Annotated in this window: 19 protein-coding genes; 12 read left to right on the top strand and 7 right to left on the bottom strand. The window is 34.3% G+C overall.

The genetic code is table 11. From position 1 onward, the window contains the following. Positions 1–285: 285 nt before the first annotated feature. Together ACM55H_RS14960 and ACM55H_RS14955 are read right to left on the bottom strand one after the other, a co-directional pair. A complete protein-coding gene (locus ACM55H_RS14960) occupies positions 286–438 on the bottom strand; it encodes an IS3 family transposase (RefSeq protein WP_416837283.1) in 153 nt (50 codons plus the stop codon). Between the two features lie 331 nt (positions 439–769). Then, complete coding sequence (locus tag ACM55H_RS14955; protein ID WP_416837280.1) at positions 770–1270, bottom strand: DUF456 domain-containing protein; 501 nt, start codon at positions 1268–1270, stop codon at positions 770–772. Positions 1271–1325: 55 nt separating this feature from the next. Here ACM55H_RS14955 and ACM55H_RS14950 point away from each other — a divergent pair, with 55 nt between their 5' ends. Together ACM55H_RS14950 and ACM55H_RS14945 are read left to right on the top strand one after the other, a co-directional pair. Next, a complete protein-coding gene (locus ACM55H_RS14950) occupies positions 1326–1709 on the top strand; it encodes a hypothetical protein (protein ID WP_416837278.1) in 384 nt (127 codons plus the stop codon). Positions 1710–1751: 42 nt separating this feature from the next. After that, positions 1752–2228, top strand: coding sequence for a hypothetical protein (locus ACM55H_RS14945; RefSeq protein WP_416837282.1), 477 nt, complete (start codon positions 1752–1754; stop codon positions 2226–2228). A gap of 139 nt (positions 2229–2367) precedes the next feature. Here the strand turns inward: ACM55H_RS14945 and ACM55H_RS14940 are convergent, their stop codons facing one another. Both ACM55H_RS14940 and ACM55H_RS14935 read right to left on the bottom strand, forming a co-directional pair. Then, positions 2368–3474, bottom strand: a complete 1107-nt coding sequence (locus ACM55H_RS14940; RefSeq protein WP_416837277.1) for a glycosyltransferase family 2 protein — start codon at positions 3472–3474, stop codon at positions 2368–2370. Continuing rightward, positions 3471–4415 (bottom strand): hypothetical protein, encoded by a 945-nt coding sequence (locus ACM55H_RS14935; protein WP_416837276.1) that lies wholly within the window; start codon positions 4413–4415, stop codon positions 3471–3473. The genes ACM55H_RS14940 and ACM55H_RS14935 overlap by 4 nt, the downstream gene beginning before the upstream one ends. A 23-nt stretch (positions 4416–4438) precedes the next feature. Here ACM55H_RS14935 and ruvC point away from each other — a divergent pair, with 23 nt between their 5' ends. The 8 genes from ruvC (at position 4439) to ACM55H_RS14895 (ending at position 9525) form a co-directional block, all read left to right on the top strand. Beyond that, positions 4439–4993 carry a crossover junction endodeoxyribonuclease RuvC gene (ruvC, locus tag ACM55H_RS14930; protein ID WP_416837275.1) on the top strand — a complete coding sequence of 185 codons (555 nt, stop codon included), beginning with the start codon at positions 4439–4441 and terminating at the stop codon, positions 4991–4993. A 71-nt stretch (positions 4994–5064) separates the two neighbouring features. Beyond that, positions 5065–5436 (top strand): four helix bundle protein, encoded by a 372-nt coding sequence (locus tag ACM55H_RS14925; RefSeq protein WP_416837274.1) that lies wholly within the window; start codon positions 5065–5067, stop codon positions 5434–5436. A gap of 151 nt (positions 5437–5587) precedes the next feature. Then, the gene (gene hemW, locus ACM55H_RS14920; protein ID WP_416837273.1) at positions 5588–6733 is read left to right on the top strand and encodes a radical SAM family heme chaperone HemW; all 1146 of its coding nucleotides are present in this window, start codon (positions 5588–5590) and stop codon (positions 6731–6733) included. 92 nt (positions 6734–6825) lie between these two features. Beyond that, positions 6826–7593, top strand: a complete 768-nt coding sequence (locus ACM55H_RS14915) for a cyclase family protein (protein WP_416837272.1) — start codon at positions 6826–6828, stop codon at positions 7591–7593. Next, the gene (locus ACM55H_RS14910; protein ID WP_416837271.1) at positions 7590–8021 is read left to right on the top strand and encodes a GNAT family N-acetyltransferase; all 432 of its coding nucleotides are present in this window, start codon (positions 7590–7592) and stop codon (positions 8019–8021) included. The genes ACM55H_RS14915 and ACM55H_RS14910 overlap by 4 nt, the downstream gene beginning before the upstream one ends. Next, positions 8018–8371 carry a DUF4260 domain-containing protein gene (locus tag ACM55H_RS14905; RefSeq protein WP_416837270.1) on the top strand — a complete coding sequence of 118 codons (354 nt, stop codon included), beginning with the start codon at positions 8018–8020 and terminating at the stop codon, positions 8369–8371. The genes ACM55H_RS14910 and ACM55H_RS14905 overlap by 4 nt, the downstream gene beginning before the upstream one ends. Before the next feature lie 3 nt (positions 8372–8374). Next, positions 8375–8746 (top strand): MmcQ/YjbR family DNA-binding protein, encoded by a 372-nt coding sequence (locus tag ACM55H_RS14900; RefSeq protein WP_416837269.1) that lies wholly within the window; start codon positions 8375–8377, stop codon positions 8744–8746. A gap of 68 nt (positions 8747–8814) precedes the next feature. Continuing rightward, entirely contained in the window at positions 8815–9525 is a 711-nt protein-coding gene (locus ACM55H_RS14895) for a PH domain-containing protein (RefSeq protein ID WP_416837268.1), read from the top strand. Between the two features lie 75 nt (positions 9526–9600). On the opposite strand, the gene ACM55H_RS14890 is transcribed toward ACM55H_RS14895, so the two are convergent. The 3 genes from ACM55H_RS14890 to ACM55H_RS14880 all read right to left on the bottom strand — a co-directional run bounded on the left by ACM55H_RS14890 (position 9601) and on the right by ACM55H_RS14880 (position 12954). Next, complete coding sequence (locus tag ACM55H_RS14890) at positions 9601–10701, bottom strand: DUF4407 domain-containing protein (RefSeq protein ID WP_416837267.1); 1101 nt, start codon at positions 10699–10701, stop codon at positions 9601–9603. Positions 10702–10885: 184 nt separating this feature from the next. Further along, positions 10886–12487, bottom strand: a complete 1602-nt coding sequence (pckA, locus tag ACM55H_RS14885) for a phosphoenolpyruvate carboxykinase (ATP) (protein WP_416837266.1) — start codon at positions 12485–12487, stop codon at positions 10886–10888. A gap of 80 nt (positions 12488–12567) precedes the next feature. Then, entirely contained in the window at positions 12568–12954 is a 387-nt protein-coding gene (locus ACM55H_RS14880; protein WP_416837265.1) for a DUF423 domain-containing protein, read from the bottom strand. Positions 12955–13161: 207 nt separating this feature from the next. Here ACM55H_RS14880 and ACM55H_RS14875 point away from each other — a divergent pair, with 207 nt between their 5' ends. Together ACM55H_RS14875 and ACM55H_RS14870 are read left to right on the top strand one after the other, a co-directional pair. Then, the gene (locus ACM55H_RS14875) at positions 13162–14532 is read left to right on the top strand and encodes a saccharopine dehydrogenase family protein (protein WP_416837264.1); all 1371 of its coding nucleotides are present in this window, start codon (positions 13162–13164) and stop codon (positions 14530–14532) included. A 377-nt stretch (positions 14533–14909) separates the two neighbouring features. Next, positions 14910–15458, top strand: a complete 549-nt coding sequence (locus ACM55H_RS14870; protein ID WP_416837263.1) for a hypothetical protein — start codon at positions 14910–14912, stop codon at positions 15456–15458. Positions 15459–15673 lie beyond the last annotated feature (215 nt).

Here is a 15673-nt window from a genome sequence, read left to right as displayed (position 1 = left end):
GAGTAGTTAAGCCCGCCTGCGCAGATGGTACTGCAGTTATGTGGGAGAGTATGTCGTCGCCTTTCTTTGAAAAGCCTATCTGAAAAGATAGGCTTTTTTGTTTTACAGCAGTACGACATGTTCGACTTTCAGCCTCGGTTCGTCGCCTTTCTTTAATCTGGACTCGTTTCAGATTCTATTAAATCCTATTCATTATTTGAATAGGATTTTTTTGCCTTATAGTCTCGTTGATTTAAAGAAAAGTATTTTACTGGATATGCAAATAAAAATGGATATCAAGTTAAGCTAGATTTTTGTAATTAAATTCGTCAATAGTTGCATAATACAAAGCTGAATGCCTTCTTTTTTGTTGTACCAAATTCCGATGTATTCAAAGATTTCTAGTTTCATTTGTTTTTTAGAAATGAATTTGTTATCGTAAATTAATTCGGTTTTAATGATTTAAAGAAACTTTCTACTACTGCATTATCAACAATTGCGTTTTCTGCTTGAGCCAAATTTTTCATAATCTTTGTGCCATTTTTATAGCATTGAAACGCGTATATCGAGTTCCCTGGATAGCTCAGTGATTTTTGATCATTACTCAATTCGACTGTTTTTATCTTAACTCTGCCCTCATGCTAAATTAGTATATCCATAAAATTTAAGCCCAACAGTTTGAAAATGTATCTTAGGGGCTGTACTAGTTGAGATGTAGCATTATTTACAGTTTTTATTGGGCAATAACGATATAATATTAAATTTATGAATTTTTTTATGTGGCAGTAATCTAAAACAGTGCTGATTTATACTGCCAGACAATCGTAAGAAACAATCCTAAATACATCACGCAAACCACAAATTTCATAAAACTGGAAGCCAGTAAGCCAATAAATGATCCTGTGGCTGCTTTCAAAGCTCGTTTATGGTCTTTAGAATCGAAAATAAGTTCTCCAATTAAAGCGCCAACAAAAGGTCCTAAAAGAAAACCAAAAGGAATAGGAGCAATAATTCCGATAATCAAACCAATATTTGTTCCCCAAATACCATAGGAACTACCACCGAATTTTTTGGTTCCTCTGGAAGGAATTACATAATCCAAAACAGAAATAACGACAGTAATCAATAAGGCAATTCCAAGAATCCAATAATTAGCCGGAACTGCATTCGTGAAATAAAGCAACAGTAAACCAACCCAGCTGATACTTGGTCCAGGTAAAACAGGTAAAATACTCCCGAAAATGCCTGTAATCATACAAGAAAAACCAAGAATTAAAAGTACTATATCCATAGAATTATTTTAGTAATTTTGAAAAATAAAGAAGTAATGTCTATTTCTGAACGATATGAGAAAAATAATTTTAGTATTTTACATTGGGCTATTTTCCATGGTTTCTCAGGAGTCTTTACAAGCTCAAGAGAAAAAGGTGAATACTGCTGATGCCCTTTTGAAAGAAACGTTATACAATGCCAATAAAGTAAAAGTATTAAATTTTTCTTTGAAACAGTTTGACGCACTTTTTTTCGAATTTTTCGATAAAAAAACCAATCCCAATTTAGTATTAACAAAAGAAGAATTCTATAAATACACCATTCAGATTGCAATTTTTTCAGATCGATTGGCGGCATTATATCCAGACCAAAAAGAAATTGCTTCCGAAAACAAAAAGAAATGGTTTGCTGAAACCTACGAAGATTATTTGCTTTCTAAAGCAACTCAAAAAAAATAATTGTATTTTTATAAAATATTAGTTCAATTGAAAAACAAAACCTTGAAGCACTATTACCTTTTTTTAGTAATTATACTTTTTAATTCCTGTCAGTATTTCGAAAAGCAAGTGCCTTCGGAAAAGGAATTGTTGCAAAAGGAACTGAAATCCATCAACTGGAAAGAAGTCGATGAATACCCGTCGGTTGTAGATTGTGAAAAAATTGAGAATAAAACGGAACGCCAGCAATGTTTTTTTGAAGTTCTGACACAGTTGATTCAGGAAAAACTGAGCGTTGATACCCTTTCGGTTCTTTATCCGGAATTGGACACGATTGAAGTAAAAGTCACTATTTTTCCTAACGCCACAATGCAATTCGAACCACAATTTCCAAAAGATTCGGTGGCTTACGACAGAATCAAAATTGACAGCATCCTAAAAGTGCGTTTGGTTGATTTTCCAAAAGTGAATCCAGCCATCAAACGCGGAATTCCTGTAAAAACACAATTTATTCTTCCTGTTATTCTTAAAGTAGAGTAGTTTTCTAGGAGCTATTTCCAGCTATTCGTTGCAATCTTAATGTTTTTAAAGAAAAAACATTAAGGATTTTCACTTCTATCTGGGCTAGGGCTTTAGTGTAAAACAAGAAGTATCGTTTCAGAAATCAAAAATCTGCAATCTAAAATTTTCTCCCCTTCCATTCATATTTGCCAAACAACGAATACAAAGCCACACTCGTGCTAAAAAATGGATACAACAAACTGCTTAAAACCAAATAGCGTATTTTGCTTTTATTCAAAAAATGATTGGCCTTGTAAATCAAAACTGCATCAACTGAAAATTTCAATACGAATAACAAAAAGATATTTGGAAACGAAACTAAACCTAATATCCAAAAGCTAAGGCCAAATACCAAACACAAATTCCCCCCGAAAACTAACATTCCCAATCCTTTTCCGAAAGTACTTTGATACGAACTTGTTTTCGAAGCCCAACGTACTCTTTGATAGAAAAGCGATTTCCAATCATTCAATGGTTTTGTAATGACAATGTTGTTTTTAGATTTCAAATAGTGGACTTTTTCAGTCCCGAAGTTTCGGGAGAGCATTGCTTTTTGCAACAGGAAAACATCGTCGCCACTTGCAATCCCATCATTTCCATTAAAGGCATTTAGTTCCTGAAAGAGTGATTTCGTGTAGGTAAAATTAGCGCCATTACACATAAATCCTTTTTTAATTCCAAAACTTCCTATTGTGGCTCCTTGTAAACTGGCAAAATCCAATTGTTGGAAATGATGCAGAAATGAATCATCACAATCATACGTAACAGCCCCGGCAATCATCACAACATCATGTAGCTGAATGTAATTATCCAATGTCAATAACCAGTTTTTATTGACTGTGCAATCGGCATCAGTGGTAATAATCCAATCCGTATTTACGATTTGCATTGCGGTTACAATCGCATCTTTCTTGGGTGAATTCGAAACCCGGATATTCTTTATAATGGAGACCTGAAACCTGAAATTTGAAATTTGAAATCTTTCCTCGGATTCGTCATCGACCAAAATTACTTCAAACAATTCCATCGGATAATTCAACTTGGATAAACTGTCTAATAAAATAGGTAGATTCTCCGCTTCATTTCGAAAAGGAACGATAATTGAGAATTTAGTTTTTGGCGTTAAGCCTATGTAATCGATAGTATTTACTTTGGTGAAACCGTAAATTAGGAAGACAATCGCTAAGCAATAGAGGATTATAATGAAGTATAACACAAAAATCATATTGGATTTTTAGTTTTAAAACTCAATACATAATAACTGCCAATAACTACCGGTAAAACTACATTCAGAAACCACATGAGCGTGGTTACAAAAATTACTATCCATTCGTTTACGCCAAGAATTCCAAAGAAATAAACCGCTACACTTCCTTTTACAGCAAAATCTAAAAACTGGAAAGTGGGTAAGGAGGAAGCTAAAAAATAAACACTTGTGATTGTGGCAATGACTGTTAAATAAGGCAAATCAACATCAAAAGCCAGAAATAAAAAATAATATTGGTGTGAAAAAACCAAGAATCGACAAATCGCTAAAAAGATGTTTTTTTGATGAATGGGTTTTGGAATTTCGTTAATTTTTTGAATCAGTCTTTCGATGGAATAACCCTTGATTGTGAATTTTTTCAAGAGAAAAGAAACAAGAAATACCAGTATCAGCAATCCAAAAAGTAGCCCAACGGTTTTTGGGGTAATCACATTGTACTGTGCATTGAAATACAATAAACCGAAAATTCCAAAAATAACGGTCAAAATCATTTGGATTCCGTTGCAAATCAGGTTTAAAAAAAGGATTTTTTTAGTGTCTTTTTTATCGAAAAATAGTGCTTTTCCGGCATATTCGCCTACACCATTTGGAGTAAACAGCCCGGCAGTCAGTGCACCAAGAACTTGCTTGGTTGCTTCGCCTAAAGTTATTTTATTGATAAATCCGACCAAATTCTGCCATTTCAAAATTTCAAAAAACCGATTCAAAACACTCAGTAACAAAATAAAGGCAATTCCACTAATCGACTGATTTTTATGGAATAAAACGATGAATTTTTGCCAATCCAGTTTGTCGTTATTCGCCAATTGATTGTAAATAAAATAGAATGCGCCACCCACAATCAAAACTTTGATTATAAGAACGAGGAATTGCTTAGCTTTGTGAGGAATTGTAATCATTACTGCAAAATAACAAATTTAAATTGGCAAACGAGCGCATCATATTGGGAATCGACCCGGGGACAACGATTATGGGTTTTGGATTGATAAAAATTGTCAATAAAAAAATGGTGTTCTTGCAATTGAACGAACTGCAATTGTCCAAATATGACAATCATTACCAAAAACTGAAAATCATTTTCGAACGGACCATTGAGTTAATCGATACCCATAATCCAGATGAAATTGCGATTGAAGCACCTTTCTTTGGTAAAAACGTGCAATCAATGCTGAAGTTGGGACGCGCACAAGGAGTGGCCATGGCAGCAGGACTTTCGAGAGATATTCCCATTACCGAATATGAACCCAAGAAAATAAAAATGGCAATTACCGGTAACGGAAACGCCAGCAAAGAGCAAGTGGCCAAAATGCTCCAACAATTATTAGGTTTGAAAGAATTACCAAAAAACCTCGATAGCACCGATGGATTAGCAGCGGCGGTTTGTCATTTTTTCAATTCCGGAAAAGTGGTTGGGGAGAAAAGTTATACCGGTTGGGATGCATTTGTGAAACAAAACGAAGAACGAGTTAAAAAGTAGTGTTCAGTGTTCAGATTTTTATAATCAGTAGTTTTGATTAAATTAGAGTGATCAGTTTTTAAAATGTATATATGAGATTTCAAGATTTATTGGCCTATAAAAAATCATTTGCATTAGCAATGAAGATTTTTGAAATAACAAAATCATTTCCAAAGGAAGAAACCTATTCATTAACGGATCAAATTCGGCGTTCTTCAAGGAGTACTCCTGCAACTATTGCTGAAGCATATAGAAAAAGGATTTATCCAAAACATTTTTATAGTAAGTTGACTGATTCTGATGGGGAAAATTCAGAAACTCAAGTTTGGTTAGAGTTTGCGGTGTCTTGTAAATATATTTCTGAAGGTATTTATCAGGAATTTGTTTCTGAAAGTTTAGAAATTGGAAAACTTATTAATTATATGATATTGAATCCTGAGAAGTTTGGAGTGAAAAAGGAGTAATCAGTGTTCAGATTATTAATGTTCAGTAAATATTCGAGCAATTAAAAAAACTGATTTACTGACAAATTCCTTTTGACTGATCACTAAAAACCTGACCACTGACCACTTCCTTAAAACTGACCACTAAAAACTGAACACTGAACACTAATTTATGAGCGGAATCTACATCCATATCCCTTTTTGCAAGCAGGCGTGTCATTACTGCGATTTCCATTTTTCGACTTCGATGAAGAAGAAAGAAGAGATGGTTTTGGCTATTGCCAAGGAATTGCAAATGCGTAAAAGTGAGTTTGAAAACGATCCCGAATTCTCGGGAGTGGAAACCATTTATTTTGGTGGTGGAACGCCAAGTGTTTTAACATCCGAAGAAATTGAATTTTTAATCGCGGCAGTTTATAGCAATTATAAAGTTTCAGAAAATCCAGAAATCACGCTTGAAGCCAATCCTGATGATTTGTCAAGGGAACGAATAATCGAATTGTCTAAAAGCCCAATCAATCGTCTAAGCATAGGGATTCAGTCGTTTTTTGAAGAAGATTTACAACTGATGAATCGCGCTCATAATTCGGCGGAAGCCAAAAAATGTTTGGTAGAAGCTACCCAGTATTTTGATAACATTTCCCTCGATTTGATATATGGAATTCCGGGGATGAGCAACGAGAAATGGAAACAAAACATTGAAACAGCTTTGTCATTTGGGATTCCGCATATTTCGAGTTATGCCTTGACGGTGGAACCAAAAACGGCATTGTACAAATTGATTAAAACCGGAAAAATTGCTGCTCCTAAAGATGAAGTCGCCGAAGAGCATTTTGCTATTTTGGTTGAAACGCTCGAAGCCAATGATTTTATTCATTATGAATTATCGAATTTTGGAAAAGCCAATTACTTTTCCAAGAACAATTCGGCGTATTGGTTGGGAAAAAAATACATTGGAATTGGTCCTTCGGCACACAGTTATAATGGTGTTTCCCGAAGTTGGAATGTATCGAATAATTCGATTTATTTGAAATCCATTCAAGAAAATAAATTACCTAATGAAATAGAAATTCTTTCAGTTGCTGATCGTTATAACGAATATGTTATGACGGGTTTGCGAACGATTTGGGGCGTCTCGCTGCAGCGAGTCGAAACCGAATTTGGAAGTGAATATTTGGAGTATCTTAATAAACAGACTCAGAAATTCCTTGAGGATGATTTAGTTTTTATTGAAAACAACATTTTAAAACCTACCAAAAAAGGAAAGTTTTTGACAGATGGAATTGCAAGTGATTTGTTTTACTTAAATTTGAAATAACATACAACCACTAAGCACACAAAGATGGCGCAATGTCCACTATTCTTTGTGACCTTGGTGATAATCTTAGTGCCCTTTGTGGTTAAATTATTATGATTGCAACTATTGATAACTTCAAAGTAGATCTATCAAAACCCATTGATATTTCGATTCCGTTGACGAATACCGATGAAAATCCAATTGCTTGGTATATCGAGAAACCGGCCATTGAACCCGTCGTTTTTGGAGATTGGATTGGCAAAGTTTCGGAAGGAAAGTCATCTACCAATTTTAACAACATTTTCTTCAATCCACACGGGCATGGAACCCATACCGAATGTCTGGGGCATATTACACGAGAATTTTACAGCATCAATCAGTCGTTGAAACAGTTTTTCTTTTTGGCAGAATTGATTTCGGTTGTGCCAGAAAGACAAGGTGAAGATTTGGTGATTACTTTGGATAGCATCTCGACTGCGCTCGATCTGACATTGAAGTTAGGTATTCCAAGAGAAGCGATTATCATTCGAACAATTCCCAATTTAGAATCAAAAAAACAATTGAAATATTCAAATACGAATCCGCCTTATCTGGATGAAAATGCTGCGCGTTTCATTCGCGAAAGCGGGATTCAGCATTTACTTATTGATTTGCCAAGTGTCGACAAAGAGCATGATGAAGGTAAATTATTGGCACACAAAGCGTTTTGGAATGTGAAAGATGTCAATAACCTGAATGCAGATGCCCGATTGGATTGCACGATTACCGAGATGATTTTTGTCCCGAACGAAGTAAAAGATGGAAGTTATTTGTTGAATTTGCAAATTGCTTCTTTCGAAAATGATGCGAGTCCAAGTAAACCGATATTATATAAAATATGATATGCTCCGCCAGTTCGCCTTATGGGCTCGTGTCCGTTTCAACAGATAAAAATAAGTTAGATGTTCCGTTTATTCAACAGTTTCTGAAAGATATTTATTGGGCTGCAGGGAGAACAATGACCGAAGTTCAAATTACAATTGATAATTCATTTTGTTTTGGAATTTATTTAAATGACAAACAAATTGGTTTTGCACGAGTTATTACGGACTATGTCGTTTTTGCTTATTTAATGGATGTTTTTATTGCTGAAGAGCATCGAGGTAAAGGATATTCCTCTATTCTAATAAACAGTATGATGACGGAGCCTAAACTAAAAGAGGTTAAAATTTGGCGATTAGCTACATCAGATGCTCATTTTTTATATGAGAAATTTGGTTTTAAATTACTGGCCCATCCTGAAAAATTAATGGAGAAAATCATCAAATGAAAACAATTATTAAACTCGAAGAATTAGGATTATTTGTGCTTGGAATTTATTTTTTTAATCAATTGGATTACGCTTGGTGGTGGTTTTTGGGTTTAATTTTAGTTCCAGATTTGTCTATGATTGGATATGTTTTTGGAAATAATACAGGTGCTTTATGCTATAATTTGTTTCATCATAGAGGAATAGCGATTGCATTATATCTTGTTGGAATCTATTTTTCGAATTCACTGCTTCAACTTTCAGGAATAATGCTATTTACTCACTCTTCAATGGACCGAATGTTTGGTTATGGATTGAAATATGAAACGGGTTTTAAGTACACTCATTTGGGAGAAATAGGAAAAAAATAAAAGATGAATCTAGAAACGTATTACGAATACTGTCTTTCTAAAAAAGGAGTGACCGAACATTTCCCTTTTGATGAAGATACTTTAGTCTTTAAAGTAGGGGGTAAAATATTTGCTTTGTCGTCATTAAACCAATGGGAAAAAGGACAGCCAGCAGTGAATTTGAAATGTGATCCGGAGCGCGCTCAGGAATTGAGAGCTGAATATGATGCTATTCAACCGGGATTTCACATGAATAAAATGCATTGGAACACGATTGCAGTAAATAGAGATGTTCAAGATGCCCTTTTCAAAGAACTGATAGATCATTCCTACGAATTGGTTTTCAAAAGTTTAACAAAGAAAATGCAGAGCGAAATTCAAGAATTAGAAAATTAGGCATTACTTTTGCGAAGAAAATTAGAATAAAAATTATAAATACATACTGAATAAATTCAGCATATAATATGAAAGAACAATTTAAGAAGTTTTTAAACGAAGAACAAGATCCTAAAGCCATCGAAAAAATCGCTTCAAAATTGAGTGATTTATTGATGAAGAATGAAGAAATCGGATATATTGCTGTTCAAAAAAAACCAGCTATTACCGTTTTACCTGATAGTATTGTGATGACGAATAAAAGAATCATCATTTGTCAGCCAAAAAATCTGGGACTTTCCATGAATTTTATTGATTACACTTGGGACGAAATAGAAGGAACTTTTGTAAAAGAAAATATTCTGGGTTCAGAGTTTTCTTTTACGACGAGAACCAATATGGAGGTTTCGATTGATTATATTCCTAAAATTCAAGCTCGTAAAATATTTACTTACGCCAAAGAACAATTGGATATTTTGAAAGGTAGCACAGTTTCAAATGCAGCAATAATTGATGAAGTTTCCGTTGCGCCAATTGAAGAAGTGGAAATTATTGAAGAAATGGAAACGGAAGAAGTTACCAGTTTTGCCGAAATAATGCCAGTAACGCCACCAGTTTATACTATGGAAAACGAGCAGTTTAATACTCCGGCTGAAACTCCAAAGGAAAATGGACTAAGTGGATTGTCGCAGGATGAACTTTTTGAAAAACTGCAGAATTATAAAAAATTACTAGATAACGGATTGATTTTGCAAGGCGAATATGATGCTTTCAAAAAAGAAATTTTGAGTTATATGTAGTTTGGAAGTCAGAATTTAGAAGTTTAAAAAAAATAGAAAACCCGACCTGTTTAAAGCATGTCGGGTTTGTTTTTATTATAAAGTTCTTTTCTGTTTTTCTACAAAATTATGGGCTTGTAATTCCAGCAATTCGGTCGCTTTCTTGCGTTGCAAGTCGTATAGGTTTTTATCTTGAGCAATATCTTCATAGACTTTATCGTGCATAGAAGCACTGGTTTTTACCAGTAAACTTCGTTGGTATTTGTCTTGATCCAAAGTAGCTTTTAGAGCCGTTTCCAAATCTTCCAGTTTAAAATCATATTCTCCTTTTGGGGATAACAATTTAGCAATAATTGGGGACGTTTCGATTGCCAGAAATAACAGCATGATAAAAAAGGAAGGCAACCAAGGTAATTTATTCAACGCATTGATTCGTGCCATTAAACCGTCAAATCCATCAATTATGGGTTGGGTTTCGGTTACTTTTTTGTCTAAATCTGCTTGAAGTGTTTTGGATTTCAGCTCCATTTCAGCAATTTTGGCTAAGTTAGTTTTTTGTAAGGTATCCAGTTCTTTCTTAACCAAATCATGTTTGGCTATTTTTTCTTTAAAAACGGGGCCTTTGCCTAATTTTTTGGTTCCGGCAGTTCCTTCGGCCTCAGTAATATAGGTTTCGTAGAGCGTATTGACTTCTTTTTCCTTCTTGTTGATTTCTGATTTTAAACTCGCTATGTCAGCTTTATTTTTGTCTAAATCCGATTTGAAATAATTAGCCACTTCCTTTTTGTTATTCAAAGCCATGGCGTTTTTCTCTTTCAATAAAACGGTATTGATTTCTTTTTCGAAAATTTTAATTTCCAATGGTTTTGAAATTACTATGGCAATGATTACCGCCAAAATAATTCGGGGTGTTGCTTGTAGAAATTCACTTCCAAATTGGTCTCTTTTTCGAATGGTAGAAACAATAAAACGATCCAAATTGAAAATAAGTAAACTCCAAACTAATCCAAAGAGTAAAGCGGGATACACATTGTCGAAAACAGTAAAAAGTGCATACCCACTGGCAATAAAAGCCATGACGGCAGTAAAGAAAACGGTGGCGCCAATACCAACATATTTGGTTTGTTCGCCTTCGGAACAGCCTTCAAGGAGATTTTTGTCGGCTCCGGAACAGAGGATGAAAAATTGTTTTAACATGATTGATTGAGTTTTGATTGATTGCTTTGCCAGTTCGCCTTTTAGGCTCGTGTGATGATAACAAATTTAACGCCAAATTTTAAATAATGGTATAAATACTTGGTTTGTTTTTGTTTAGCATTTTTTATGCATAAAAAAAGCTGTTCGTAATGAACAGCTTTTTGGTTTTTGAATTAATAATAATTTATGCTAAAGGAGCTCCTGCCATAATTTCGGCATTAGCAAATTCTTCAAATTTGGCGAAGTTAGCTTTGAATTTCTGAGCTAATTCAGCCGCTTTTTTATCGTATAGTTCCGGATCTTCCCAAGTATTTCTAGGATTCAATATTTCGCTGGGAACATTAGGACACGATTGTGGTGTTGCAATTCCGAATACTGTGTGATTTTCATACGTCACATCATCTAATTCTCCGTTTAATGCCGCAGTAATCATAGCACGAGTATATTTCAGTTTCATTCGGTTTCCTATTCCATAAGGTCCTCCTGTCCAGCCGGTATTGATCAACCAAACTTTTACATTGGCATCTTTCATTTTTTTGCTTAACATTTCGGCATATTTTGTTGGGTGTAACGGCATAAAAGGCGCACCAAAACAAGCAGAAAAATTAGGTTGAGGCTCCGTTACTCCAGCTTCGGTTCCGGCAACTTTTGCGGTATATCCAGAAATAAAGTGGTACGCGGCCTGACCTGGTGTTAGTTTAGAAATTGGAGGTAAAATTCCAAAAGAATCTGCAGTTAAGAAGAAGATGTTTTTTGGATTTTTCCCAATAGAACCGGGTTGAATGTTATCAATATGGTAAATAGGATAACTAACTCTTGTATTTGGTGTTATGAAAACATCTTGAAAATCAACTTCATTAGTCCCATCTTTGAAAATTACATTTTCTAAAATGGCTCCTTTTTTAATGGCTCTAAAAATATCTGGTTCATTTTCTTCAGAAAGGTTTACTACTTTGGCATAGCAGCCTCCTTCAAAATTGAAAACAGTGTTTTCATTCGTCCACCCATGTTCATCATCTCCAATAAGTTTTCTTTTTGGATCGGCTGATAAAGTTGTTTTACCAGTTCCTGATAAACCAAAGAAAATAGCGGTATCTCCTTCATCACCTACATTAGCGCTGCAATGCATTGGTAATGTATTTTTAAAAACAGGCAAGATAAAATTCAAAGCAGAGAAAATTCCTTTTTTCATTTCACCTGTATATCCTGTACCACCTATCAGAACTACTTTTCTTGTAAAGTCTAATATAGCAAAATTGCTTTGACGTGTACCGTCAATTGCTGGATCTGCAAGGAAACTTGGTACACAAAGTAAGGTCCATTCTGGAGAAAAGTGTGAAAGTTCTTCTGTTTCGGGTCTCAAAAACATATTGTAGCAAAATAAATTTGCCCAAGCCGTTTCAGTGACAACTCTCACATTTAATCTGTAATTAGGATCAGCACATACATACGAGTCTCTAACGAAAACTTCTTTATGGGATAAATAAGCAGTAACTTTTTTGTACAAAGCTTCAAAAGCATCTGATTCGAAAGGAATGTTTACTTTCCCCCACCAAACTTGGTCTTCAGTTATGCTGTCTTTTACAATAAAACGATCTAATGGCGACCGTCCGGTATATTCACCCGTATTAATTGCTAATGCTCCTGTAGAGCTCTCCACTCCTTGACCAGATTTTATTGTAATTTCATGTAATTCGTCTGGGGATAATTGGTAATTAACTTTTGCATTTTCAATTCCTAAGTCTTTTAACGAAATCGATTGCGAGAAAAGGATGTTATTGTCCATAAATTTGATGTTGTGTGTGTTTGTTTTATAGACTGCAAAAGTAGAAATTATATTTCAGATAGGATTTGATTATCTTGATTTTATGATTTTTTATTAATAATATTCATTAATAAAACTACCCAGGCCAGTATTAATAGGAGTCCGCCGATGGGTGTCACAAATCCGATGACCTTAAAATCAAAAGAAGTCAGATCATTTGTTGCCAATAAATAAATCGATCCTGAAAATAAAATTACTCCAAAAAGGACTAAAAAATAGATTGTTTTTTTTGCTTTTTGGGATAGTTCATTTGTCAGTCCAATAAATAATAAAAAGACGGCATGGTACATTTGATAGCGTACTCCTGTCTCAAAAGTGGAAAGTTGTTCCAGAGACAGTACTTTTTTTAGGGCATGTGCGCCAAATGCTCCTAAAATTATCGCTATCATCCCAAATATTGCTCCTGTTGAAATTATTTTCTTATCCATTTTTTTAATTTATTTGCCACACAAAAGTATCTCTTATCTACTCATTGTAAAAGAAATTATCAAGATTCTTTTTTAAGGCTTGATTTTTTATAAATGGGATGTTTTAGTGATTTTAGGGTGCTTTGTAAAAATATTTGAATGTTTTAGTAAAATACTATTTGTTATAAATACAACAATATTGTATATTTGTGTTATATTTATGTAATTATGAGAATAATTTTAATCATTGGAGCAGGAAGATCAGCATCGTCGTTGATACAATATCTTTTAAATAAATCAGAAAAGGAGAATCTCCATCTGATTATTGGAGATTTATCATTGGATTTGGCTGAAAAGAAAACCAATAATCACCCTAATGCAACGCCAATTGCCTTAGATATTTTTGATGAAAATCAAAGAAAACAAGCCATTCAAAAAGCCAGTATTGTTATCTCCATGTTGCCCGCGCATTTACATATTGAAGTAGCAAGAGATTGTGTTGTTTATAAAAAACACTTAGTTACGGCCTCTTATGTTAGTGATGCCATGCAAGAATTGGATGCTTTGGCAAAAGAAAATAACTTGATTTTCATGAATGAAATTGGTCTGGATCCGGGAATAGATCACATGAGCGCCATGAAAGTTATTGATGAAATTAAGGATAAAGGAGGTAAAATGCTTTTGTTTGAATCTTTCTGCGGTGGACTGGTAGCACCTGAGTCTGACAATAATCTTTGGAATTATAAATTTACTTGGGCACCGCGAAATGTGGTTTTGGCAGGGCAGGGCGGAGCAGCGAAGTTTATTCAGGAAGGGGCATATAAATACATTCCGTATTGTAATTTATTTCGCAGAACTGAATTTCTGGAAGTCGAAGATTACGGTCGATTTGAAGCCTATTCCAACAGAGATTCGCTGAAGTATCGTAGTGTTTATGGACTCGATGATGTTCTTACCTTATATAGAGGGACCATTCGAAAAGTAGGATTTTCCAAAGCATGGAATATGTTTGTGCAATTGGGAATGACGGATGACAGTTATATTATGGAAGATTCGGAAAACATGAGTTACCGAGAATTTGTGAATTCTTTTTTACCCTATCATCCAACGGATTCTGTAGAAATCAAAATGCGTTTGATTCTTAAAATCGACCAAGATGATATCATGTGGGACAAACTTTTGGAACTGGATTTGTTCAATCGCAATAAAAAAGTAGGTTTGAAAAAGGCTACTCCAGCACAAATTCTGGAAAAAATCCTAAGTGATAGCTGGACGCTTCAGCCTAAAGACAAAGATATGATTGTCATGTACCATAAATTTGGGTACGAGTTAAATGGTAAAAAAGAGCAAATAGATTCAAAAATGGTTTGTATTGGTGAAGACCAGACTTATACTGCTATGGCAAAAACCGTTGGTTTACCGGTTGCTATGGCCACATTATTGATATTGAATGGTAAAATTACGACTCCGGGTGTGCAACTTCCTATTCGTAAAGAAGTGTATTTACCTATTTTGAAAGAACTGGAAGAATATGGTGTTGTTTTCAAGGAACAAGCAATGCCTTACTTGGGTTATAACCCTGATAAAGATTTTAATTAGTAGTTTTTTAGATTTTTTAGTTTGATAAATCCGCAGTACTCGATAACCAAGAGAGTTGCGGATTTTTTTATATACATCACTCATCGAATATGTATTATTTGGGCGTGACCCTCCGTAAAAACTTCGGGTCGGGCTGTACGCTGCAATCTTTATGTTTTTAAAGAAAAAAACATAAAGGATTTTCGCTGCCATCCCTCACGCAAAGCATTCAATTGATTCGAAGTCGTTTTGGTTAATTGTAAGAAGATTTAATTATATTTGGAGATACATAAAACGAAACAAACCTTCGTCGCTCTATCCGTATTAGGGTGTATATAAGCAGGTTTTGTTTCTTAACTGAAAGCAGAAAGACGACCGTATAACATCAACTATAGTATATGAAGAAAGAATGGGTACCCATAATGATAAGAACTGGTAAGCTGAAAATGAAATTCATGGATTTACTGACCCATTATATGATTGTTATATTTTTGTTGATACCTTTTGTATTAAATATATACAGCTTTATTCAAAAACATATTCTTCATAATTACAATGGAGTAAGAAGTCCTGAAGAAATGTTTAAAGTTACTTTACCATTTGCAATAGTTGCGGGTGTATTTTATGTTATACAAAAAAATAGACTGAAATTGATAACAATAGAAACCGACCTATCAAAAGATAAAGTCGAAGAAATTATAGAGCAAATAGTAAAAGAATTAAAATGGTATCCAGAGATAATCAATAAAGAAATATTAATATTTAAAACTTATCCAAATTGGAACACAGGAAGTTGGGGCGAGCAAATTACAATTATATTTGACAATTCTAAAATATTAGTAAATAGTATTTGTGATCCTGAAAAAAAAGCGTCTATTGTTTCAATGGGTAGAAATAAAGAAAATATTAATACATTGATTGAGAAATTCAAAACTGCCAGCAGCTAACCCAACCGCGACCGCGCTAACGATTGTCTGTAAATATGAGCGATTGGGTATTATTTTTTAGAAAGAAGATTACTTTGCTTGGATTGTTATTGGTAAGCTGTATTTTACTCTAACTGGTTCTTTATTTTCTTTACCTGGAATCCATTTTGGACTTAACGACCAAAAAAAATCCGCTCATTTGAGAACGGATTTAATGAATTTTCTTTGTGGCAAAA

Origin of the sequence: Flavobacterium cryoconiti (assembly GCF_048158645.1) — a bacterium.
Lineage (GTDB): Bacteria > Bacteroidota > Bacteroidia > Flavobacteriales > Flavobacteriaceae > Flavobacterium > Flavobacterium cryoconiti.
Note: the sequence above shows the minus strand (reverse complement) of the source record. Positions and strands in the feature narration are given on the sequence as shown.

Bases quoted from the DNA above. Each gene is read 5' to 3' on its own strand.
- ACM55H_RS14905 (WP_416837270.1), top strand. From the start codon at position 8,018: ATGAAAACAATTATTAAACTCGAAGAATTAGGATTATTTGTGCTTGGA.
- ACM55H_RS14895 (WP_416837268.1), top strand. From the start codon at position 8,815: ATGAAAGAACAATTTAAGAAGTTTTTAAACGAAGAACAAGATCCTAAA.
- ACM55H_RS14935 (WP_416837276.1), bottom strand. From the start codon at position 4,415: ATGATTACAATTCCTCACAAAGCTAAGCAATTCCTCGTTCTTATAATC.
- ACM55H_RS14910 (WP_416837271.1), top strand. From the start codon at position 7,590: ATGATATGCTCCGCCAGTTCGCCTTATGGGCTCGTGTCCGTTTCAACA.
- ACM55H_RS14950 (WP_416837278.1), top strand. From the start codon at position 1,326: ATGAGAAAAATAATTTTAGTATTTTACATTGGGCTATTTTCCATGGTT.
- ACM55H_RS14940 (WP_416837277.1), bottom strand. From the start codon at position 3,474: ATGATTTTTGTGTTATACTTCATTATAATCCTCTATTGCTTAGCGATT.
- ACM55H_RS14870 (WP_416837263.1), top strand. From the start codon at position 14,910: ATGAAGAAAGAATGGGTACCCATAATGATAAGAACTGGTAAGCTGAAA.
- ACM55H_RS14900 (WP_416837269.1), top strand. From the start codon at position 8,375: ATGAATCTAGAAACGTATTACGAATACTGTCTTTCTAAAAAAGGAGTG.
- hemW (WP_416837273.1), top strand. From the start codon at position 5,588: ATGAGCGGAATCTACATCCATATCCCTTTTTGCAAGCAGGCGTGTCAT.
- ACM55H_RS14880 (WP_416837265.1), bottom strand. From the start codon at position 12,954: ATGGATAAGAAAATAATTTCAACAGGAGCAATATTTGGGATGATAGCG.
- ACM55H_RS14915 (WP_416837272.1), top strand. From the start codon at position 6,826: ATGATTGCAACTATTGATAACTTCAAAGTAGATCTATCAAAACCCATT.
- ACM55H_RS14875 (WP_416837264.1), top strand. From the start codon at position 13,162: ATGAGAATAATTTTAATCATTGGAGCAGGAAGATCAGCATCGTCGTTG.
- ACM55H_RS14925 (WP_416837274.1), top strand. From the start codon at position 5,065: ATGAGATTTCAAGATTTATTGGCCTATAAAAAATCATTTGCATTAGCA.
- ACM55H_RS14890 (WP_416837267.1), bottom strand. From the start codon at position 10,701: ATGTTAAAACAATTTTTCATCCTCTGTTCCGGAGCCGACAAAAATCTC.
- pckA (WP_416837266.1), bottom strand. From the start codon at position 12,487: ATGGACAATAACATCCTTTTCTCGCAATCGATTTCGTTAAAAGACTTA.
- ACM55H_RS14955 (WP_416837280.1), bottom strand. From the start codon at position 1,270: ATGGATATAGTACTTTTAATTCTTGGTTTTTCTTGTATGATTACAGGC.